The sequence below is a fragment of the Streptomyces sp. NPDC002573 genome (genome assembly GCF_042889625.1).
Lineage (GTDB): Bacteria > Actinomycetota > Actinomycetes > Streptomycetales > Streptomycetaceae > Streptomyces > Streptomyces gibsoniae.
Window position 1 is genome coordinate 55,745 of sequence record NZ_JBIARC010000035.1, and the last position, 20,876, is coordinate 76,620.

Below are 20,876 nucleotides of genomic sequence, written 5' to 3' on the forward strand. Positions count from 1 at the left end.
GCGGAGGAAGTTCGTTAACACGCAGGCAACTTGACCGAAGCGGTTCCGATATACGGACGCAGGAGAGTGAACAGCGTACGGCCGTGCGGGTGCCGTAGACGGGCCGGGATCCGCCATGTGATCCCGGCCCGTCGTTGTTCTTGCGCCTAAACCGGCGCCGCTCTCGCGGAGGTGGCCGGCGCCTCGTCGTGGTGCCTCAATTGATGGTTGCGGTGATCTGCCGGATTTTGCGGCTCAACCCAGGTCCAGGGCGCGCTTGAGGAAGTCCCGCTGGAGCAGCAGCAGGTTCTCCGCGACCTCCTCCTGCGGGGTCATATGGGTCACCCCGGACAGCGGCAGCACCTCGTGCGGGCGACCCGCGGCCAGCAGGGCGGAGGACAGCCGCAGGGAGTGGGCGACCACCACGTTGTCGTCCGCCAGGCCGTGGATGATCATCATCGGGCGGGCCGGGTCGGCGGCGTCCACCAGGCCCGCGTCGTCGATCAGGGAGTTGTGGCGGTAGACCTCGGGCTGCTCGTCCGGGTGCCCCAGATAGCGTTCCTGGTAGTGGGTGTCGTACAGCCGCAGATCGGTCACCGGGGCGCCGACCACCGCCGCGTGGAACACATCAGGGCGGCGCAGCACGCCGAGGGCCGCCAGATAGCCGCCGAAGGACCAGCCGCGGATGGCGACCCGGGACAGGTCGAGCGGGAAGTCGGCGGCCAGGGCGTGCAGCGCGTCGACCTGGTCCTGGAGCACGACGTCCGCGAGATCGTCCCGGACCGCCTTCTCCCAGGCGGGGGAGCGGCCCGGGGTGCCCCGGCCGTCCGCGACGATCACCGCGAAGCCCTGGTCGGCGAACCATTGCGAGGTCAGATGCGGGTTGTGCGCGGCCACCACCCGCTGTCCGTGCGGGCCGCCGTAGGGGTCCAGGAGGACGGGCAGGGAGGTGTCACCGGAGTAGTCCCTAGGCATAAGCACGGCGCACGGGATTCGCCGTGCGCCCCCCTGAACGAGTGTCACACGCGGGGACATACCGGGAGGTTCGGCGTGAGAGGCCACGGTCGCGATGCGCTTGCCGTCCCGCAGCACCTGTACCTGGGCGCCCGGCTGCCCCGGAACCGAGGAGACGAGCACGGTCACGCCCCCGGCGCGTACCGCCGAGTGCACACCGGGCTCCTGCGACACACGCTCCACACCGAGTTCATTCACCCGGTACACATGAATCTCGCCGATCTCCGGATCCTCGGCCTCATCGCCGGCCGAGGCCGACACGAGTACATCGTCGTCCGACACATCCAGCACGGCCCGTAGCTGCAACTGCGCCGCGGTCAGGGGTCGTTCGCCCACCGCGAGCACCCGCGCGCCGCCCTCGTCGGCGATCCTCACCAGCCGGCCGGAGGGGGTCCAGCACGGCACCCCAGCGAAAAGTTCCAGCCAAAATGGATCTTCCTCGGCGTGCACCATCCGCGTCGCCCCGGAGTCCGGGTCGACGGCCAGATACAGCTGGCCGCGCTGGTCGCGGGACTGTACGAGGATCAGCGGCGCACCCGCCGCTGACCAGTGCACTCGCGCCAGATACGGATAGTTCGCCCGGTCCCAGGAGACCTCGGTGCGCGCCCCGTCGAGGCCGATGACGAACAGTCGGACCTCCGCGTTGTCGGTGCCCGCCGCCGGGTACGCCACCCGCTGCGGCTCCCGTGCGGGCTGCGCCGGATCGGAGATCCACCAGCGGCGCACCGGCGTGTCGTCCACGCGCGCCACCAGCAGCCGATCGGACTCCGGCGCCCACCAGAAGCCCCGTGCACGGCTCATCTCCTCGGCCGCGACGAACTCCGCGAGCCCGTAGGACACCCCCTCCGACTCCGGCTCGGCGAGCGCCCGGTCGTGCTCGCCCTCGGCCCCGACGACGCGCAGGGCGCCCTGGGCCACGTAGGCGATGTGCCGTCCGTCGGGGGACGGGCGGGGGTCGATCACCGGCCCCGGTACGGGGAGTTCGCGTGCCGTGCCCGCCCTCAGCTCCGCTGTGAAAAGCCGCCCTGACAAGGCGAAAGACACCAGCTCCAGGGCCGAGTCGGTGGCGTAGCCGACGATGCCGGCGCCGCCCTCTCGACTGCGTTCCCGGCGGGCGCGCTCCTCGGGCGCCAACTGCTCGGCGGCGCCCCCGAGCAGTGCGTCCGGGTCGGCCGCCACGCGCTCGGTGCCGTCCGCCAGGTCGAGGACCCACAACTGGTGTGCGCGGTCCGTGCCCGACGTGGACCGCAGAAACGCGACACGGGATCCGTCGGGCGCGACGGTGAAGGCGCGCGGCGCGCCGAGCGTGAACCGCTGGGTCCGCGCGTGCCGTCGGGGAAAGGAAGCAGGCTCGGTCGTCATGCCCCGACCATATTGGCCATGCGCCCCCTTGTGCGGCCGTGCGCCGACCGATGCGCACGTACGGATAGTTATGATCACTAGCGCATAGTGGGTATGAACCCGCTGGCATCCATGTGGATTTATCTGCCCCTGATGGGTCGGCATGGATACATTGCCCCCATAGTCCGACCCCCCGCGTCCCTGTGGATCTTTGGAGGTGAACCGCCGTGGCACTCTCGATTTCGGCGGTGGTGCTGCTGGCGATCATTGTCGTCCTGTTGATCAGGAAGTCGGGTTTGAAGGCCGGACACGCCATCGTGTGCATGCTTCTGGGGTTCTATCTCGCCTCGTCGACGGTCGCCCCGACGATCCACGATCTGACGACGAACATCGCTGGGATGATCGGGAGCATCAAGTTCTGACGCGTGGTCGACGGCGGGCTCGGGGGCCGCGCCCCGGGCCCGCCGTCGACTGCCGACTACACCCCTGCGTACGGCACGAAGGCGGCCCAACTGGCGGGTGAGAAGGCCAGACTGGGGCCGGCGGGGCTTTTGGAGTCGCGTACGTGCACCGTGTCGCGGCTGCTGGCGATCTCGACGCAGGAGTCGCCCTCGGTGCCATCGCTGTAGCTGCTCTTGAACCAGGCCAGTTCGGCGTCTCGGGCAGAGGATCCGCGGATCATATTGTCAGCCCTTGGACACGTAAGGGACGAAGACGGACCAGGTGGCGGGGGAGAAGGCCAGGCGCGGGCCGGTGATGTCCTTGGAGTCGCGTACGTGCACCGTGTCGCGGCTGCTGGCGATCTCGACGCAGGAGTCGCCTTCGTTGCCACTGCTGTAGCTGCTCTTGAACCATGCCAGGTCGGAGGCGCCTGCGGCGGAGGCTTTGCGGATCATGTTTCTCCCAGCAGTTGCTCGATGAAGGCCAGCGACTCCCGTGGCGGGAGAGCTTGCGCCCGGATGCTGCCATACCGGAGTTCGAGGATGCGAAGCTGTCGAGGGTCGGAGGTCGGCCGCCCGTTGAACGCGCCATCCGAGCGCCCTACCGCCGTGCCGTCCTCGAACTTCAGCAGCTCGATCCTGCCGTCCAGACCAGGGTGGGTCTCGCAGTGCGTCGGCATGACCTGAAGCGTGACGCTACGCAACCGGCTTACCTCCAACAGGCGTTCGAGCTGCCGTCGCCACACCATTGTGCCCCCGAGGGGACGCCGTAGCGGTCCCTCTTCCAGTACAAAGCTGATCGCGGGTGCGGGATTCCGCTCGAAGACGGACTGCCGGGCTACACGAGCGGCCACCATGCCCTCCATCTCATCCTCCGAGTACGGGGGCTGCCGCGACTCGAAGGCCGCCCTGGCATGTTCCGGCGTCTGCAACAGACCATGGACGCTGTTGCACTCGTACATGCCGATCTCTACGGCCTTCGCCTCCATCTGCGCCAGGTCCCGCACCTTCTTCGGGTACCGGACCTTGGCCACGTCCTCCTTCATCGCGGCGAGTAACCCACCCGCCCCCAGCACCTCGTCCGCCTTGTCCAAGTACTCGGGGCGGGGGATGCGCTTGCCGCTCTCGATCTTGTAGACCATGTCCTCGCCGTAGCCGACCGCCACCCCGAACTCGGCGGCCCGCATCCCCACAGCCTCCCGCCTCAGCCTCAGCTGCCGTCCCACGGTCGCGACGACGGCCACTCCCCAGTCGTCGTCCGGGTCCACCTCCCAACCCGGCTCGTCCGCCTCGGTCTTGAGCCGGACCGCGTCACCGTCCATGTGCATCGCCGCACCCCTCCGTCGTACCGCCGTGCTTCCACGCCTCCAACGCGTACGACCGCTCCGGACCGGCTGGACAGGCCCGGACAACGTCCGGACAGTCACCGTACGCATGGGCATCGTCACTGTTCACGGTAGGCGTGCGCCGCCACGCTGAGTGACGTGAATCAAGGAACTGCCTCCCCGGGAGCCCAACTGGGCCCGTCCGTCCGGAATTTCGACGTCCAGCTGTCGCCGACCCCACGCGGTGCCCGTCTCGCCCGGCTGCTCGCCACCGAACAGCTCCGGAGCTGGGGTCTGCCCACGGACCGGGCGGAGCACGTCGTCGCCGAACTGGCAGCCAACGCGGCGACGCACGGACGTGTCCCCGGGCGCGACTTCCGGCTCCTGCTCCACGTCGTCGGCGGCACCCTCCGGATCGAGGTCGCCGACACCCGCGGTGACTGCCTTCCGGGCGTCCGGCGGCCGGCCGCCGACGCCGAGTCCGGCCGGGGTCTCGTTCTCGTGGAGGCGCTCGCCGACCGCTGGGGAGTGGCCCCCGGGCCGCGCCCCCGCAAGACGGTGTGGGCGGAACTCGACTTCCCACCGGAACCCGGCCGCGCGGGCCCCGGTGCCAGGGGCGCTCTTTCCCAAGGAACAGACGGGTGAAAGCACCGCACCAAGCCCCACCCCTCCCGCCCGCGGGCCGCGATCACTCGCGTGGGTGAACATCGCCGACTCGGCTGGATTCGGGGGCCGTTGACTGTCCTACGCTCGGCGCGACACAACCGCAGACATGCGACGGCCCTCGCCGGGACGGCAATCCCAGTGCGAGGGCCTGACCACCGAGGAAGCGAGACCTTCCTGATGGATACGCAGCACCCTAGCGCGCCCCCGCGCGCCGAGTCCCGGATTGCCCGCAACGGGCACCCGGATCGGCGCCCTCACGCCGGCGGACTCGTCCACGACAACACCCGCCACTCCAGCCGCTTCACGGTGATCGGCAACCACCTCGCCCAGCACGCCCAGTTGTCGCTTCTCGCGATCGGGCTCGGTGTCCACCTCCAGTCACTGCCGAACGGCGCCCGGGTCGACATCAAGAGCCTCGCCGCGCGCTTCCCCGAGGGCGCGGCCCGTATCGCCGCCGCCCTGCGGGAACTGGAGGCCCACGGCTACCTCCGTCGCTTCCGTGAACGGGTCCCCGGCGGCCGTATCGTCACCCGGACGATCTCCTGCAACCAGCCGTCGGCCGCCCGGCCCCGCGCGGACGAGCCCGTCTGCGCCGCCCCGGCCCGGCCGGCGGCGGCCCCCAAGAAGCACGCGCCCCGCAAGCCGCTCCCGGACGTACCCGGCCCCGCCCACCCCGCACCCGCCCTGATCCGGGCCGCGACCGACCTCCTAGCGGACCTCCGCCGCCATGACCCCCGGCTGCTGCTGTCCGCGTGCGACGCGGCCCATCTGGCGCCCGGTGTCGCCGCCTGGCTGGAGCGGGACGTCAGCCCGGAGGCCGTACGGCACGCCCTGACCGGCGACCTGCCCACGGAAGGACTACGGCGCCCGGCCGCCCTCCTTGCCCACCGCCTCACCGCCCGGCTGCCACCCCTGGCCCCCTTCCAGCCCCCCGTACGGCACCCGCTCCAGACCTGCGACAGCTGCGACCGCGCCTTTCGCGCGCCAGTACCTGGCCGCTGCCGCGACTGCCGAACCGATCTCTTGGAGGCCACTTAGCATGAAAGCGACGATCCTTGCCCCTGGGCACAGACGACGAGGAGCGAGCGCCATGACCATCGCACCGGAGAACGCGCGGCAGGGCGCCTCCCACCTGTACCGGGCCATGCGGGACTTTGTTCAGTCCGCGGACGACACCCTCCCCGGCAAGTTCGAGATCACCAAGGAAGGGATCGTCCTCGACATGATGTCGCCCATGAAGCCGCACGAACTCACCGTGCTGCGCGTCCGGAAGCGCCTGGAGAAGGTGATGCCGGACGAGATCGTGGCTCACACGGGTGAGCCCGACGTGGAGGACGAACCCGAGGGCATCATGCGCCGCCCCGATGTGATGGTGATCGCCGAGGCGGAGATGGAGGGTGAGGGCTCTTTCGACCCCCGATCGCTCGTCGCCGCCGTGGAGGTCATCTCCCGCTCCAACCCGGACAACGACTGGGTCACCAAGATGCGCGACTACCCCCTGATGGGCATCCCCGTCTACGCCGTCTTCGACCCCCGCACCGGTACCGGCGCCGTCCTCTCCGACATTCACCCCACTCCGGACGGCCCCCGCTATGCCACGCGCAAAGATTTCGTGTACGGGGAGGGGGTCACCATCGGCGACTGGACGATCCCGACGGAGGGTCTGCCGCGCTACCGGGACGAGCCCGAGGGCTGAAGCCCGGCGGGCGGGAGGTGCCGGGGTGTCGGGCCGGGGCTCTCGTAGGGTGGTGGCATGACGGATCTGCCGGACCGGCGTCTGCTCCTGGTGCACGCGCACCCCGACGACGAGTCCATCAACAACGGCGCGACCATGGCCCGGTACGCGGCCGAGGGCGCCCGGGTGACGCTGGTGACCTGCACCCTCGGTGAGGAGGGCGAGGTCATCCCGCCCGAGCTGGCACACCTCGCGCCGGACCGCGACGACGCCCTGGGACCGTACCGGGCCGGTGAACTGGCCGCCGCCATGAAGGAGCTGGGCGTCACCGACCACCGCTTCCTCGGCGGCCCGGGCCGCTACCGCGACTCCGGGATGATGGGCGCCCCGCAGAACCGGCGCCCCGGCGCCTTCTGGTCCGCCGACCTCGACGAGGCGGCCGGCCATCTGGTGGCGGTCGTCCGGGAGGTCCGTCCCCAGGTCCTCGTCACCTACGACCCGAACGGCGGCTACGGCCACCCCGACCACATCCAGGCCCACCGCGTGGCCGTACGCGCCGCCGAACTGGCGGCCGACCCCGGCTTCCGGCCGGAGCTGGGCGCGGTCTGGGACATCCCCAAGGTGTACTGGAACCGGACGCCGCGCTCGGTCGCCACGTCCGCCTTCGCCCGGCTCGGCGAGGCGCTCGGCAGTACGCCCTTCGCCCGGGCGGCGCTCCTCGACGACGTCCCCGGCGTGGTCGACGACCCCATGGTCACCACGGAGATCGACGGCACCGACTTCGCTGCCGCGAAGGCCGCGGCGATGCGGGCGCACGCCACCCAGATCGAGGTCGCGCAGCCCTGGTTCGCCCTCTCCAACGCGCTGGCGCAGCCGCTGTTCACCACGGAGTACTACGAGTTGGCGCGCGGCGAGCGGGGCGGCGAGCGTGAGAGGGATCTGTTCGAAGGAGTGACCCCATGACACCCACGAGCAAGCAGCAGAGTGCGCTCGCACAGCCCCTCGCGCTGCCCTCCGCCAAGCGGGTCGCCGCCTACCTCGGCCTGCTGGTGCTCGGCGCGGCGACCGGAGTGGCGGGCGGGCTCGTCCAAGGCGGCCTGTTCCCCGGCGGACTGCTGCTCGCGCTCGCCGGCGCGGCCGGGCTGTTCATCGGGGGCGGGATCGCGACGGGCACCCGGGCGGGGGCCCTCGCGCCCGCCGCCGGCTGGATGATCGTCGTGGTTCTGCTCACCGCGAGCCGTCCGGAAGGGGACTTCGTCTTCGGGGCGGGCGTCGGCTCGTATCTGTTCCTGATCGGCGGGATGGCCCTCGCTGTGATCTGCGCCACCCTCGCCCCGGGACGCCAAACGGACGGATCCGACGCCCGACTTGGCAGTTGACGTACCACTTCGCCACCCGGTTTACGGGATGTCCCCCGTAAAAACACGGCGTGTCCGTAAGGGTCCCGTGGGGGTTTCCCTCATGGGCGCGGTTTGCGGGCCCCGAGCGGCCAGTATGGTGGTGCGCGCCGCCGAGCCTCCCGCGCGCTGTCGACTCGTTCGAACAGGGGGGCCCACCTGTTGAGGTCGAAAACAGGCGGTGGAGCCAACCGGGAGAACCTGCCTTGAGTCGTGAAACTGACAGTTCGTCCGCCGGACCCAACGGACGCGGTGGATCCGCGTACCCGTCGGGGACGCCGCCGTACGGGACCCCCATGGCTTCCTCGGACGGCGCGGACGCGAACCGCCCGGCCGCGCAGCCGGAGGAACGCAAGACCGAGACCACACTGACGACCCGTATCCGGATCAACATCCCCGGGTCGCGGCCCATTCCTCCGGTCGTCGTGCGCAAGCCCGTCGCCGACGCCGAGAACGCCGACACCGCGCCCGACGCGGGTGCGGACCCCGAGACGACGACCACGACCGCCGTGCGTGCGCTCAGCGCCCTCGACAACGCGGCGGAGACCTCCGCCCCGGCCGAGGAGAAGCCGGCGAGCGACTGGTTCGCGCCCCGCAAGCCCTCGGCGGCCTCGGGCCCGCAGGGCGGCGCTACCAACGGCGCGGGTCTGCCCGGAGGCTCCGGCATACAGGGCCCGCCCAGCGCGTCCGGTACCGGCGCGCCGGGCATGAACGGCGCCTCGGGTGCGCCGACTGCTCCTGGCGCGGGCGGTGCACGGCCGGGTGCTCCCGGCGCGAACGGCATCAGTGGTCGGCGCCCTGACGCTTCCGGTGCGCCGAGCGCCCCCGGCGCACGTCCCGGAGCCTCCACGGGCGGCGCGGGCATGTTCGGTGCACGCCCCGGCGCCACGAACGGCAAGGGGCTTCCGGGCGCCACCGGCGCGGGCCCTGTCGCGCCGGGACACGGCGGCGGGACCGGCTCCTTCGACGTGTCGGACGCGGTCGCGGCCAGCACGGCCTCCTTCCCGGTCATCGATCCCGACGCGGCCCGCGAACCCCGCCGCGACGACCTGCCGTTCTTCACCGAGCCGGGCAGTGCCAGCCCCTCCGGACCCACCGGCGGCCCCGTCACGGGCACCGGACCGGTCATCCCTCCGGCCCCCTCCGGCCCGAACCCCGGCGGCCCCGGTATCCCGGGCCTGCTGGCACCCGGTATGCCGGGCACGCCCGGCGGCGCGCCCGGCGGACCGCTCGGTCCCGGCGTCTCCGGTGGACCGCTCGGTCCCGGCGTGCCCGGAGCCGCGCAGGGCCGTCCCGGTGGCGGGCTCAGCGACGACACCGCGATCCTCACCCCGCAGAAGCAGGTCCCGGAACCGGACTTCCCGGGCTTCAGCGGCCCCGGCGACAACGTCTCCGGACACACCCTCACCAGCGGCATCCCCGTCATTCCGCCCGGCGGCGCCCAGATCGGCGCGTTCGACGGCACCCCCTCCGACGGATCGGTGTCGCACACGCCCCCGAAGCTGCCCGACCCGCCCAAGACGCAGAACACCGCCGCGGCGAAGTCGGCCAAGAAGAAGGGCCGCAGCAAGCGGGTGCTCCTCGTCGGCGGTCTGGTCGTCGTCGCCGGTGTTGCTTATGGCGCCGGGCTGTTGATGAACCACTCCGACGTGCCCAAGGGCACCACCGTGCTCGGCGTCGACATCGGCGGCGGCACCCGTGACGAGGCGACCCAGAAGCTGGACTCCGCGCTGGGCAGCCGTATGAACAAGCCGCTTCAGCTGTCGGTCGACGGCAAGACGGTCGCGCTGCGGCCCGACCAGGCGGGCCTTCAGCTCGACAGCAAGGCCACCGTCGCCGCCGCCGCGGGGAGCGACTACAACCCGGTGTCGGTGATCGGCTCCCTCTTCGGGCAGCAGCGTGTCATCGAACCCGTGATGCCCGTCGACGAGGAGAAGCTCCAGGCCGCGCTGGAGAACGCCGCGGGCGGCGCCGGCTCGATGACCGAGGGCTCGATCAAGTTCGAGTCCGGCAAGGCCGTCGCCGTGTACGGCAAGGCGGGCAAGGGCATCGACGTCGCCGGTTCGACCCAGGCCGTCGTGCAGGCCTACCGCACCCAGGTGGAGACCAACACCAGCACGCCGGTGCGGGTGCCCACGACCAACCGGCAGCCCACGGTCCCCAACGCCGAAGTCGACCGCATGATGAAGGCGTTCGCCGAGCCCGCGATGTCCGCCAACGTGTTGGTGCGCGCGGACGCGACCCACGCCATCGCGTTCAGCCCGCAGAAGTCGCTGTGGAAGTTCCTCGGGGTGAAGGCCATCAACGGCAAGCTCGTCGAGTCCTACGACAAGACGGCCCTGCAGAACCTGTACGGCCATGCCTTCGACGGCGTCCTCATCTCCCGCGGCACCGGCAAGAAGACGCCGGTCACCGTGGAGGACGTGATCGGCGCACTGCGGCCGGCGCTGCTCGGCAAGACCACCGCGGCGCGCGTCGCGACGATCGATACCAACCCGAGCTAGCCCACGGCCAGGCAGCCGTAGCAGCCGTAGACGAGGGGGCGCCCGGTTCCGACCGGGCGCCCCCTCGTGTCATCCCGCCGGACATGACATCTGTCATGCGGGACCGGCGACACCTGGCACTGCCGGGGGCCACCCCCGCACCGCCACGATGAATGCATGACGACGACAGTGACGGCCACCGAATCGGTGGTCGGGTTCGACCAGGTGACCAAGGCCTACGGGCAGGTCCGGGCCGTGGACGGGCTGACGCTCCGGCTGCACCCGGGGGAGACGGTGGCCCTGCTCGGGCCGAACGGCGCGGGCAAGTCCACCACCCTTGACCTGCTCCTCGGGCTCAAGCACCCCGACAGCGGCTCGGTGCGGGTGTTCGGGACCAGCCCCCGTGAGGCCATCGTGGCCGGACGGGTGGGCGCCATGCTGCAGAGCGGCGGGCTGATGGACGAGGTCACGGTCGCCGAGATGGTCAAGCTCGCCTGCGCGCTGCACCCGAAGCCGTACAAGGTCACCGACGTGCTCGCCCGCGCGGGCATCGACCAGATCGCCGACCGCAAGGTCAACAAGCTCTCCGGCGGCCAGGCCCAGCGCGTCCGCTTCGCCCTCGCCACCGCCGGGGCCAACGACCTGATCGTGCTCGACGAGCCCACCACCGGCATGGACGTCTCCGCCCGTCAGGCCTTCTGGGCCACCATGCGCGAGCAGGCCGAGCAGGGCCGTGCGGTCCTGTTCGCCACGCACTACCTGGAAGAGGCCGACGCGATCGCGGACCGGGTGCTCGTGCTGCACCGGGGACGGCTCCTCGCCGACGGCACCGCCGCCGAGATCAAGGCGAAGGCCGGCGCCCGCCGGGTCTCCTTCGACCTCCAGGTACCGGTCGAGGAGGCGTCGCTGCGCGCGCTGCCGTTCCTGACCTCGCTCACCGTGTCCTCCAGCGGCTCCGGGCAGACCGTCCGGATCCAGTCCACGGACGCCGACGCCACCGTCCACGCCCTGTACGGCCTCGGTGTCTTCCCCCGCAACCTCGAAGTCGCCGGGCTCGGGCTCGAGCAGGCGTTCGTCGCCATCACCGAGGCCGAGGAGGCCAAGCAGTCGTGAACTCGCTGATCAAGCTGGAACTGACCCGCGCGCTGCGCAACCGCAAGTTCCTCTTCTTCTCGGTGCTCTACCCCGCAGGCCTGTTCCTGCTCATCTCCAGCACCTCCGGCGGCCGCGACACCAAGATCCCCGGCAGCGGACTGACCGTGCCGACGTACATGATGGTGTCCATGGCGTCCTTCGGCGCCCTGACCGCCGTGCTCATGGGCAACAGCGAGCGCATCGCCAAGGAGCGCGAGAACGGCTGGGTGCGGCAGCTCCGGCTGACCAGCCTGCCGGGCCGCGGATACGTGCTGGCCAAGACGGCCAGCGCCGCCGTCGTCAGCCTGCCGTCCATCGTCGTCGTCTTCGCGGTCGCCGCCGCGCTGAAGCACGTCCGCCTCGACGCCTGGCAGTGGGTCGCCCTCACCGGCGCGATCTGGGCCGGCAGCCTGGTCTTCGCCGCGCTCGGCGTCGCCATCGGCTACCTCGCCAGCGGGGACGCGGTCCGCCCGATCACCATGATCACGTACTTCGGCCTGTCGATCCTGGGCGGCCTGTGGTGGCCGTCGGCGGTCTTCCCCACCTGGTTGCAGGACATCGCCAAGTGGCTGCCCACCCACGCGTACGCTGCACTGGGGCAGGCCATCGAACAGAGTCACGCCCCGCACACCAAGGACATCGCCGTCCTCGTCGCCTTCTTCCTCCTGTTCGCGGGCGGCGCGGCCTGGCTGTACCGGAAGGACACGCTGAAGGCGTGAGCACGATGACCGAGGAAGCGCGGGCGGAGAGCGTTCGTGCGGAGCGGATGATCCCCCTGGGACAGCCGCCCCGCACCGGGCGCGATCTGCTCCTGCGCAAGCTGCTGTGGATCGGTGTCTGGCTCGTCTTCCTCAGCGCGCCGATCCACGACCTGGCCTCCGGGAACCACAGCACCGCGGGCACCGTGGGCGGCTGGCTGGGCCTGGCGGTCTTCGTCGGGGCCTATCTGACGCTGGTCTTCCGGAACATGGGCACACCGCTGCCCCGGCGGCTCGTGGTCGTCCTGGTGGTCTTCCTCGGTCTGCTGGCGACCGTGCAGTGCCTCACGCTCGGCCCCGCCTGGCTCGGCCTCTACTGCTATGTCTCGGTGGCCTGCGGGGCGACCCTCCCGCTGCGGGCGGCCTACTGGGCGATCCCGGGGACGGCCGCGCTGATGCTCCTGGTCGGCCTGCGCGTCGGCGAGCAGGACGCCCAGGACCTGGTGATCCTGGTGCTGCTCATCGGCTTCGCGATGACCGGCGTCGTCCAACTGATCCGGACGACCATCGAGTTGCGCAAGGCGCGAGCGACCGTCGCCCAGCTCGCGGCCAACGAGGAGCGGCTGCGGCTGGCCCGCGATCTGCACGACCTGCTCGGCCACTCCCTCTCCCTGATCACGCTGAAGAGCGAGCTGGCGGGCCGTATGCTCCCCGACCATCCGGAGAAGGCGGCCCAGCAGGTCGCCGACATCGAGCAGGTCAGCCGACAGGCCCTCGTCGACGTGCGCGAGGCGGTCACCGGCTACCGCCGCCCGCGCCTGGCCGCCGAACTCGCCGGTGCGCAGGTCGCCCTCACGGCGGCCACGGTCGTGGCGAACGTCCCCGCGGAGACCGACCTCACCGGCGTCCCCGAGGAGAGCGAGTCCGCCCTGGCCTGGGCGCTGCGCGAGGCGGTCACCAATGTCGTCCGGCACAGCGGCGCCTCCCGCTGCACGGTGGAGGTGCTCCGGCGGCAGACCCTGGACGGACCCATGCTGGAGCTGTCCGTCGAGGACGACGGATCGGGCGGCTCCGGCAACGGCCCGGGCAACGGTCTGACGGGCCTGACCGAGCGCCTGGAGAAGATCGGCGGCACCCTCCAGGCGGGCCGCGAGAAGCACGGGTTCCGGCTGGTCGCACGGGTCCCCGCCCCCGCCGCGGGGAACGTAGGATCCGGGGCATGAGCCGCACGATCAAGGTCCTGCTCGCCGAGGACCAGTCGATGGTCCGCGAGGCGCTGGCCGCCCTGCTCGGCCTGGAAGAGGACATGGAGGTCGTCGTCCAGGTCGCCCGGGGCGACGAGGTGGCCGCGGCGGCCCACGCCCATGGGGTGGACGTCGCGCTGCTGGACATCGAGATGCCCGGCGCCACCGGGATCGAGGCGGCGGCGGTCCTGCGGCGGGAGCTGCCGGACCTCAAGGTGGTCGTCCTGACCACCTTCGGGCGCCCCGGCTATCTGCGGTCCGCCATGGAGGCGGGCGCCGACGCCTTCCTGGTGAAGGACGCCCCCGCGGCCCAACTGGCCGAGGCGGTGCGCAAGGTGCTGGCCGGGGAGCGCGTCATCGACCCCACGCTGGCGGCGGCCGCCCTGGCCGACGGCGCCAACCCGCTGACCGACCGCGAGCGCGAGGTCCTGCGCGCGGCGGCGGACGGCTCGACCAACGCGGAGCTGGCCGCGGCCCTGCACCTGTCCCAGGGCACGGTCCGCAACTACCTCTCCACGGCGATACAGAAACTGGCGGTCCGCAACAGGGCGGAGGCCGTCCGGATCGCCCGGGAGAAGGGCTGGCTCTAGGCCCTGCCGTCAAACTCCCGCCTGCCCTGCGACGCCATGCACGCTCCCCCACGCTCGACGTCGCCCGCGCGGGCGGTGCCCCCACCGCCGCACCGGGCGGACCCGAGTACGTCCAGTACGAGGGTCCGAGCCCGGCACTCCCCCAAGCTCTTCGAGCAGGGGGTACCCCAGAGCACGCACCTGACGCCGCGAGGCCGCCCTCCGGGCGACGACGCGAGTTTGACGACGGCCCCTAGCGGGCGCTCGGCTCAGTTGAGCAGCGCCCGGGCCGCCCGCGCCTGCCCCCGTACCCGCTCGGCGGCCGTCTCGTCCACATCCACCACGACCTCGGCGTACGCCTCCAGTTCCGCGGCCCCCTGGAGAAAGTCCCCGCGCTGGACGAGGAGCTGGGCCCGCTCGTAGCGCAGCCGCGCCGGATGCGACGGCAGCAGCAGGGACAGCTCGACCGCCCACAGGGCGACATCGGTCCGCTCCGGCCGGGAGGCGGCCCAGGCGCGGACGTTGTTCAGCACCCGCAGCACGACGTCGAGCGGATCCGCGGGCGTCAGCATCGAGGGATCCAGCGGCGCCCCGGTCGCGCCGGCCACCAGCAGGTCGGCGTCGGCCTCGCTCAGCAGCCGGCCCCCGTCGAAGGGATCGGCCAGCACCTGCTGTTCCTGCGGCCCGAACCCCACGACGAAGTGCCCCGGCAGCGCGACCCCGTACACCGGCGCCCCGGCCCTGCGGGCCACCTCCATCCACACCACCGACAGCAGGATGGGCAGCCCCCGCCGCCGGCGCAGCACCTCGTGCAGCAGCGAGGACTCCAGCCGCTCGTAGTCACCGGCCGAGCCGTGGAATCCGTAGCGCCCGCCGAGCAGGTCCGCCAGCGCCAGCGCCCAGGCCCGGGGCCCGCCCGGCGCGAACGGCAGCTGCCCGGCGAGCCGGTCCAGCTCCATCTGCGCCGCGTCGAGCCCGGCCTCGTCCAGGCCCCCGTCGGCGGCCGCGCCCACGAGCAGGCACAGGGCCGCGAGATCGGGCCGCGCGGCGCGCGCCTCCTCGCCGAACCGCCGTCGTACCTCGGCGGCCCGCTCCGGGTCCGGGGGACAGGGACCTTGCATGGCAGCCTCGAAACCTCTCATGCCACCGGCCCGGTCCCGGCGCCCGACGGGCCGCCCGCGCCCGGACCACGGGAGTCCGCCGGCTCCCGGTAATGGTGATACGCATGATGCGCCGAGAAGTCCAGTCGTGCGTACAGCGCCCGCGCCTGCGCGTTGTCGGTCTCCACCTGGAGCCAGGCCGCCGAGGCTCCCTCGTCCAGGGCCTGCCGGGCCAGCGCGGCCATCACGGCGGTGGCCAGACCCCGGCGGCGCTGCTCCGGATCGACCTCGACCGCCGCGAAACCGGCCCAACGGCCGTCCACCACACAGCGCCCGATGGCCGCCGGGGGAGAGCCCGGTTCGCCCGGCACCGTCGCGAACCACACCGAGGGGCCGCCGCCGAGCACCTTCAACGCCACCTCGCTCGTCCCCTTGCGCTGGTAGCGGGCGAGCCACGCCTCGTCGGGCGCCCGGGACAGCTCGACCCCGGACGTCTCACGGTCCGCGACCGGCGCCAGCGCGGCCGTCCACAGCTCGGCGGTCACCTCCCGCGTCCAGCCGCGCGCCTCCAGCTCCGCGCAGAGCAGTTCCTGGGCGTCCTCGGCCCCGGTCGCGAGCTGTACGTAGGCGGGCAGTCCACGGGCCGCGTACCAGCGCCGTACGGCCGCCAGCGCCTCGTCCAGCGGCAGCCCGGGGTCGCCCAGCGGCAGCACCGAGTTGGCGCGGCGGGTGAACCCGGCCGCGGCACGCAGCTCCCACTCCCCGAGCCGCTCCCGCTCCACCGGCTGCCAGCCCCGGGCGGAGATCCGCGCCAGCTCCCCCCAGGACGCGGCGGGACCCCGCCGACGGGCGGGCGCCGCGGGCACCACCTTGCCCGCGACCAGCGCGGATTCCTCGATTCGGACCTGCTCGCCGTCACGGCGGGTGATCCTTAGCACACCGTTGTCCCATGATGTGAGAACCCCGACCGTGTCGGTGAACGTCTCACCCTCGGCGGCATGTTCGCTCCACCGCCGTACTGAGACGCGTTTTCCCACGTCAGCAGCGGTGATTCGGACCTCCAGACGTCCGCCCGCAGAGATTTCCACAGGTCAGTTCACCCCTCCTGTTCGGATCATGCCCAAGAACGGAGATACTAGGGGCGGGCATCGACGACGCCGCGCTCCCGCGCGCCAGGCGGCGGAGCCTGCGGAGGCCCGCCAGCGCCCTACCGAGGAGGAACGACAGCGTGACCTACGTCATCGCAGAGCCTTGTGTCGACGTCAAGGACAAGGCGTGCATCGAGGAGTGCCCGGTCGACTGCATCTACGAGGGCCAGCGGTCCTTGTACATCCACCCGGACGAATGCGTCGACTGCGGAGCCTGCGAGCCGGTCTGCCCGGTCGAGGCCATCTTCTACGAGGATGACACTCCCGAGGAGTGGAAGGACTACTACAAGGCGAACGTCGAGTTCTTCGACGAGCTCGGCTCGCCCGGTGGCGCCAGCAAGCTGGGGCTGATCGAGCGCGACCACCCCTTCATCGCGGCGCTGCCCCCGATGAACCAGTAAGCGACAGCACAACCGTGCCGTCTCGGTCCCGTACGGCGCTCACCGGCGTCGCACGGGACCGAGGCGTTTGGTGCCCCTACGCTCGTAGAGGGCGCCCGGTCGTCCAGAAAGTGAGCCGATCCCGTTGTCCGCAGTCACCGACCGCCTTCCGACTTTCCCCTGGGACAAGCTCGAGCCGTACAAGAAGACGGCCGCCGCGCACCCGGGAGGGATCGTCGACCTGTCTGTCGGCACCCCCGTCGACCCGGTCCCCGAGCTGATCCAGAAAGCGCTCGTCGCGGCGGCGGACTCCCCGGGTTATCCGACCGTGTGGGGCACGCCCGAGCTGCGCGACGCGATCACGGGCTGGGTGGAGCGCCGGCTCGGCGCCCGCGGGGTGACCCATCGGCACGTCCTGCCCATCGTGGGTTCCAAGGAACTGGTCGCCTGGCTCCCGACCCAGCTGGGCCTCGGCCCCGGTGACACGGTCGCCTACCCCCGCCTGGCCTACCCGACCTACGAGGTCGGCGCCCGCCTGGCCCGCGCGGAGCACGTGGTCTACGACGACCCGACCGAGCTGGACCCGGCGAACCTGAAGCTCCTGTGGCTCAACTCCCCCTCCAACCCCACGGGCAAGGTCCTGGGCAAGGAGGAGCTGACCCGGATCGTCGCCTGGGCGCGGGAACACGGCGTCCTGGTCTTCTCCGACGAGTGCTACCTGGAGCTGGGCTGGGAGGCCGACCCCGTCTCGGTGCTCCACCCGGACGTGTGCGGCGGCTCGTACGAGGGCATCGTCGCCGTCCACTCGCTGTCGAAGCGGTCGAACCTGGCGGGCTACCGGGCGGCCTTCCTCGCGGGCGACCCGGCGGTGCTCGGCCCGCTGCTGGAGATCCGCAAGCACGGCGGCATGATGACCTCCGCGCCGACGCAGGCGGCGGTGGTGGCGGCGCTGGGCGACGACACCCACGTCCGCGAGCAGCGCGAGCGCTACGCGGCCCGGCGCACGGCCCTGCGCGAGGCCCTGCTCGGGCACGGCTTCCGGATCGAGCACAGCGAGGCGAGCCTGTATCTGTGGGCGACCCGGGACGAGTCCTGCTGGGAGACGGTCTCGCACCTGGCCGGTCTGGGCATCCTGGTCGCACCGGGCGACTTCTACGGCCCGGCGGGCGAGAAGTTCGTGCGGGTCGCCCTCACGGCGACGGACGAACGGATCGAGGCGGCGGTGCGGCGGCTGGCGTGAGCGCCGGGCTTTCGTGACCACACGCCGGAGGGGTCCAGGGAGCAGTTCCCTGGACCCCTCCGGCGTACGAGGCCGAGGCTCAGCCGTGCAGCGGCAGGCCCTGCATCGGAAGCGGCTGCCCCGGCAGCCCGCTCCGGGCGGTCTCGCCGAGCAGCCCGCCGGCCTGACCGGCCGCGTCCCCGGCGACCTTCTGTGCGACCGGCGCGGCCTTCTTCCCGGCCGCACCCACGGTCCCGGCAGCCGTCGGCACCGCCTTCTTGACCGCCTGGCCGCCGGTCTTGGCCACCTGGCCGCCGGCGTCGCCCGCGAGCCCGGTCACCTGCTGGGCCGCTCCGTCGACCTTCTGGGTCGCACCGTCGAGGGTGGGGCCGACCTGTGCGTGGTCCAGGGCGGTCAGCCCACCGAGGTCGGGGGTGGCCGGCAGGCCGGCCGTCGCCGCGCTGGCGGAGCCGGCCGCACCGACCACGGGAGCCGCTCCCGCTGCGATGAGCAGCGCGGCACGGGCGATCCGGCGGGTCAGGGGGAGGGACATGATGCTCCTTAGACGGAAGAGAACGGTGAAGTGTCCGACCGCACCCGGAAGTTGATCGTTCCGGGCTCGGACGCAGTGACTACCGCTCGAAACCGCCGAAGGTTGCGGTGCGCAGGCGCAAAGAGTTGGTAATGCGTCGCATTATCGGGTGGGGAGGAAATCGGGCAAACGGCAATCGGGTTGACGGCCTGCTGAATCCTTACTGCCCTGTGTTTCCAAGGAGTTCGGCCCCTTCGGCGGTGCCGGGACGAGGAGCGGCGCGCCCCGTCGGCGAGGCGCGCCGCGTATAACCCGGAGGGGTGAGGACTCGTACGGTCGGCCGGTCTACTCCCCCGTGACGATGCGGACTTGGCCGACCGAGGCATGGGCGGCCGAGCCGCCGGTGGTCGTACGCCACTCGCTCGCGAAGCCGCCGCGCGACCACTCCCGGCCCTCGAAGGAGACGCGCGCGATGTGCAGCGCCGACGAGTTGGCCACGGCCCAGTGCGCCAGTTCCCAGCCGCGCTGCCGGGCGGTGCCCGAGGCGGTGGACTTCCGGGGCACCGGGATCGTCAGGGCGTCGGACCCGGTGGACGGCTCCGCCGTGGCCGGGTCGGTGGACGTGGCCGTCGAGGTGTCCGCGGCCGGGCCGGTGTCCGTGGGGGAGGAGGACGAGCTCCCGGTGGCCACCTCCGCGCCGGCCGTCTGGAGCACGTCGCGCCCGAAGTCCCGCACCAGCGCGGCCCGTACCGCGTCGGTGCCGCCCGTGGTCGCCGGGGCCGGGCGCCCCTGGCAGGTCAGCGTGGCCGCCGACCGCCCGGTCAGCGCGGCGGCGAGCAGCGTGGCGTCCGGCTCGTGCTTCGCGTACGCCTCGGGATAACCGCTGCGCTGCACGCGCTGCGCGGCGACGGTCAGCGGCAGCCGGGCGTAGTCCGGCACCTTGGCCAGGTGGTCGTAGAACATGGTCGCCGCGTACGTCGGGTCCATGATCTGCTTCTCGGAGCCCCAGCCCTGCGACGGGCGCTGCTGGAACAGTCCGAGCGAATCCCGGTCGCCGTGCTGGATGTTGCGCAGGCCCGACTCCTGGAGTGCGGTCGCGATCGCGATGGTCACCGCGCGCTCGGGCAGGCCACGCGTGGTGCCCACGGCGGAGATCGTCGCCGCGTTGACCGCCTGCTCGGGGGTGAACGAGTACGACGCCCCGTCGGCCTTGCCGGAGATCACCTTGCAGCTGGGTGCTGCCGGGCCCGTGAGGTACTGGACGGCGAGGTAGCCCGCGACGGAGAACAGGACCACGAGGGCCGCCCCGAAACGGAGAAGGCGGCCACGGCGCTTGGGTTTGGGGGACGGCTCTGACACGCCTACAAGGTACCGGTGGTGTTCATGAGTCTTGCCCGGGGTTGTGGACAACCGGGGGCGCCGGTGCGCGCTATAGGGTCGGTCCCATGGCCGATACCCCGCTTGACCTCACGTTGGACGCCGCTCAGCTCACCGCGCGGCTCGTCGATCTCCGCTCCGAGAGCGGAACCGAGAAGCCCCTCGCGGACGCCATCGAGACCGCGCTGCGCTCGCTGCCGCATCTGACGGTCGACCGGTACGGCAACAACGTGGTGGCCCGGACCCGGCTGGGGCGCCCGGAACGGGTCGTTCTGGCGGGTCACATCGACACGGTCCCCATCGCCGACAACGTCCCCTCCCGCCTGGACGAGAACGGCGTGCTGTGGGGCTGCGGCACCTGCGACATGAAGTCGGGCGTCGCCGTCCAGCTGCGCATCGCGGCGACCGTCCCCGAGCCCAACCGGGACCTCACGTTCGTCTTCTACGACAACGAAGAGGTCGAGGCACATCTGAACGGTCTGAAGCATGTGTCCGAGGCCCATCCGGAATGGCTGGAGGGTGACTTCGCCGTGCTGCTGGAGCCCTCCGACGGGCAGGTCGAGGGCGGCTGTCAGGGCACGCTGCGGGTCCAGCTGAGGACCAAGGGCGAGCGCGCGCACTCGGCGCGCGGCTGGATGGGCTCCAACGCGATCCACTCGGCGGCCCCGATCCTGGCCCGGCTGGCCGCGTACGAGCCGCGCTACCCGGTGATCGACGGCCTGGAGTACCGCGAGGGCCTGAACGCGGTGGGCATCTCGGGCGGCGTGGCCGGGAACGTGATCCCGGACGAGTGCGTGGTCACGGTCAACTTCCGCTATGCGCCGGACCGCAGCGAGGAGGAGGCGATCGCGCATGTCCGCGAGGTGTTCGCGGACTGCGGGGTGGCCGAGTTCGTCGTGACCGACCACAGCGGCGGCGCGCTCCCCGGCCTCTCCCACCCGGCCGCCGCGGCGTTCATCGAGGCGGTCGGCGGCACCCCCCAGCCCAAGTACGGCTGGACGGACGTGTCCCGTTTCAGCGCGCTCGGCATCCCGGCGGTCAACTACGGACCGGGCAATCCGCACCTTGCGCACAAGCGGGACGAACGCGTCGAAATCACTAAGATCCTGGCCGGGGAGGAGCGGCTGCGGGCCTGGCTGACCTCCTGACCGGCCC

General features: G+C 71.9%; 22 protein-coding genes. 14 read left to right on the forward strand and 8 right to left on the reverse strand.

The window, feature by feature from the left end; all coding sequences use genetic code 11:
• Positions 1–234: 234 nt before the first annotated feature.
• The gene (locus tag ACFYX0_RS28865; protein ID WP_388974341.1) at positions 235–2,355 is read right to left on the reverse strand and encodes a prolyl oligopeptidase family serine peptidase; all 2,121 of its coding nucleotides are present in this window, start codon (positions 2,353–2,355) and stop codon (positions 235–237) included.
• 206 nt (positions 2,356–2,561) lie between these two features.
• On the opposite strand from ACFYX0_RS28865, the gene ACFYX0_RS28870 reads away from it, so the two are divergent.
• Positions 2,562–2,756, forward strand: a complete 195-nt coding sequence (locus tag ACFYX0_RS28870; RefSeq protein ID WP_311693133.1) for a hypothetical protein — start codon at positions 2,562–2,564, stop codon at positions 2,754–2,756.
• A 56-nt stretch (positions 2,757–2,812) separates the two neighbouring features.
• Here ACFYX0_RS28870 and ACFYX0_RS28875 read toward each other — a convergent pair whose 3' ends face one another.
• Genes ACFYX0_RS28875 through ACFYX0_RS28885 form a run of 3 tightly spaced genes read right to left on the reverse strand, consistent with a single transcriptional unit; the run spans position 2,813 to position 4,102 of the window.
• A complete protein-coding gene (locus ACFYX0_RS28875; RefSeq protein ID WP_388974343.1) occupies positions 2,813–3,016 on the reverse strand; it encodes a DUF397 domain-containing protein in 204 nt (67 codons plus the stop codon).
• A 4-nt stretch (positions 3,017–3,020) separates the two neighbouring features.
• Entirely contained in the window at positions 3,021–3,230 is a 210-nt protein-coding gene (locus ACFYX0_RS28880; protein ID WP_388974345.1) for a DUF397 domain-containing protein, read from the reverse strand.
• The gene (locus ACFYX0_RS28885) at positions 3,227–4,102 is read right to left on the reverse strand and encodes a helix-turn-helix domain-containing protein (RefSeq protein WP_388974347.1); all 876 of its coding nucleotides are present in this window, start codon (positions 4,100–4,102) and stop codon (positions 3,227–3,229) included. The genes ACFYX0_RS28880 and ACFYX0_RS28885 overlap by 4 nt, the downstream gene beginning before the upstream one ends.
• A 156-nt stretch (positions 4,103–4,258) precedes the next feature.
• Here ACFYX0_RS28885 and ACFYX0_RS28890 point away from each other — a divergent pair, with 156 nt between their 5' ends.
• The 10 genes from ACFYX0_RS28890 (at position 4,259) to ACFYX0_RS28935 (ending at position 13,986) form a co-directional block, all read left to right on the forward strand.
• Positions 4,259–4,744 (forward strand): ATP-binding protein, encoded by a 486-nt coding sequence (locus ACFYX0_RS28890; protein WP_388974349.1) that lies wholly within the window; start codon positions 4,259–4,261, stop codon positions 4,742–4,744.
• 198 nt (positions 4,745–4,942) lie between these two features.
• Complete coding sequence (locus tag ACFYX0_RS28895; protein WP_388974351.1) at positions 4,943–5,803, forward strand: helix-turn-helix domain-containing protein; 861 nt, start codon at positions 4,943–4,945, stop codon at positions 5,801–5,803.
• A gap of 52 nt (positions 5,804–5,855) precedes the next feature.
• The gene (locus ACFYX0_RS28900) at positions 5,856–6,461 is read left to right on the forward strand and encodes a Uma2 family endonuclease (protein ID WP_388974353.1); all 606 of its coding nucleotides are present in this window, start codon (positions 5,856–5,858) and stop codon (positions 6,459–6,461) included.
• A gap of 57 nt (positions 6,462–6,518) precedes the next feature.
• Entirely contained in the window at positions 6,519–7,403 is an 885-nt protein-coding gene (gene mshB / locus ACFYX0_RS28905; protein WP_388974355.1) for an N-acetyl-1-D-myo-inositol-2-amino-2-deoxy-alpha-D-glucopyranoside deacetylase, read from the forward strand.
• On the forward strand, positions 7,400–7,819 hold the full coding sequence (locus tag ACFYX0_RS28910; protein WP_388974357.1) for a DUF6113 family protein: 420 nt from the start codon (positions 7,400–7,402) through the stop codon (positions 7,817–7,819). Before mshB ends, ACFYX0_RS28910 begins: the two co-directional genes overlap by 4 nt.
• Before the next feature lie 224 nt (positions 7,820–8,043).
• Positions 8,044–10,341 (forward strand): hypothetical protein, encoded by a 2,298-nt coding sequence (locus tag ACFYX0_RS28915; protein WP_388974359.1) that lies wholly within the window; start codon positions 8,044–8,046, stop codon positions 10,339–10,341.
• A gap of 156 nt (positions 10,342–10,497) precedes the next feature.
• Positions 10,498–11,433, forward strand: coding sequence for an ABC transporter ATP-binding protein (locus ACFYX0_RS28920; protein WP_388974361.1), 936 nt, complete (start codon positions 10,498–10,500; stop codon positions 11,431–11,433).
• Positions 11,430–12,173, forward strand: coding sequence for an ABC transporter permease (locus tag ACFYX0_RS28925; RefSeq protein ID WP_388974363.1), 744 nt, complete (start codon positions 11,430–11,432; stop codon positions 12,171–12,173). Before ACFYX0_RS28920 ends, ACFYX0_RS28925 begins: the two co-directional genes overlap by 4 nt.
• A 5-nt stretch (positions 12,174–12,178) precedes the next feature.
• Positions 12,179–13,375 carry a sensor histidine kinase gene (locus ACFYX0_RS28930; protein ID WP_388974400.1) on the forward strand — a complete coding sequence of 399 codons (1,197 nt, stop codon included), beginning with the start codon at positions 12,179–12,181 and terminating at the stop codon, positions 13,373–13,375.
• Positions 13,372–13,986 carry a response regulator transcription factor gene (locus ACFYX0_RS28935; RefSeq protein WP_355909824.1) on the forward strand — a complete coding sequence of 205 codons (615 nt, stop codon included), beginning with the start codon at positions 13,372–13,374 and terminating at the stop codon, positions 13,984–13,986. The genes ACFYX0_RS28930 and ACFYX0_RS28935 overlap by 4 nt, the downstream gene beginning before the upstream one ends.
• 248 nt (positions 13,987–14,234) lie before the next feature.
• Here ACFYX0_RS28935 and ACFYX0_RS28940 read toward each other — a convergent pair whose 3' ends face one another.
• Positions 14,235–15,086, reverse strand: a complete 852-nt coding sequence (locus tag ACFYX0_RS28940) for a tetratricopeptide repeat protein (RefSeq protein ID WP_388974365.1) — start codon at positions 15,084–15,086, stop codon at positions 14,235–14,237.
• Positions 15,087–15,103: 17 nt separating this feature from the next.
• Complete coding sequence (locus ACFYX0_RS28945) at positions 15,104–16,153, reverse strand: GNAT family N-acetyltransferase (protein ID WP_388974367.1); 1,050 nt, start codon at positions 16,151–16,153, stop codon at positions 15,104–15,106.
• Positions 16,154–16,293: 140 nt separating this feature from the next.
• Here ACFYX0_RS28945 and fdxA point away from each other — a divergent pair, with 140 nt between their 5' ends.
• Together fdxA and ACFYX0_RS28955 are read left to right on the forward strand one after the other, a co-directional pair.
• A complete protein-coding gene (gene fdxA, locus ACFYX0_RS28950) occupies positions 16,294–16,614 on the forward strand; it encodes a ferredoxin (protein ID WP_043443616.1) in 321 nt (106 codons plus the stop codon).
• A 124-nt stretch (positions 16,615–16,738) separates the two neighbouring features.
• On the forward strand, positions 16,739–17,833 hold the full coding sequence (locus ACFYX0_RS28955) for a bifunctional succinyldiaminopimelate transaminase/glutamate-prephenate aminotransferase (protein WP_388974369.1): 1,095 nt from the start codon (positions 16,739–16,741) through the stop codon (positions 17,831–17,833).
• Positions 17,834–17,912: 79 nt separating this feature from the next.
• On the opposite strand, the gene ACFYX0_RS28960 is transcribed toward ACFYX0_RS28955, so the two are convergent.
• Both ACFYX0_RS28960 and ACFYX0_RS28965 read right to left on the reverse strand, forming a co-directional pair.
• Positions 17,913–18,365, reverse strand: a complete 453-nt coding sequence (locus ACFYX0_RS28960) for an ATP-binding protein (RefSeq protein ID WP_355921948.1) — start codon at positions 18,363–18,365, stop codon at positions 17,913–17,915.
• A gap of 324 nt (positions 18,366–18,689) precedes the next feature.
• The gene (locus ACFYX0_RS28965; protein ID WP_388974371.1) at positions 18,690–19,703 is read right to left on the reverse strand and encodes a heavy metal transporter; all 1,014 of its coding nucleotides are present in this window, start codon (positions 19,701–19,703) and stop codon (positions 18,690–18,692) included.
• An 86-nt stretch (positions 19,704–19,789) separates the two neighbouring features.
• Between ACFYX0_RS28965 and dapE the strand changes: the two genes are divergently transcribed.
• On the forward strand, positions 19,790–20,869 hold the full coding sequence (dapE, locus tag ACFYX0_RS28970) for a succinyl-diaminopimelate desuccinylase (protein WP_388974373.1): 1,080 nt from the start codon (positions 19,790–19,792) through the stop codon (positions 20,867–20,869).
• The last annotated feature ends 7 nt before the right edge of the window (positions 20,870–20,876 follow it).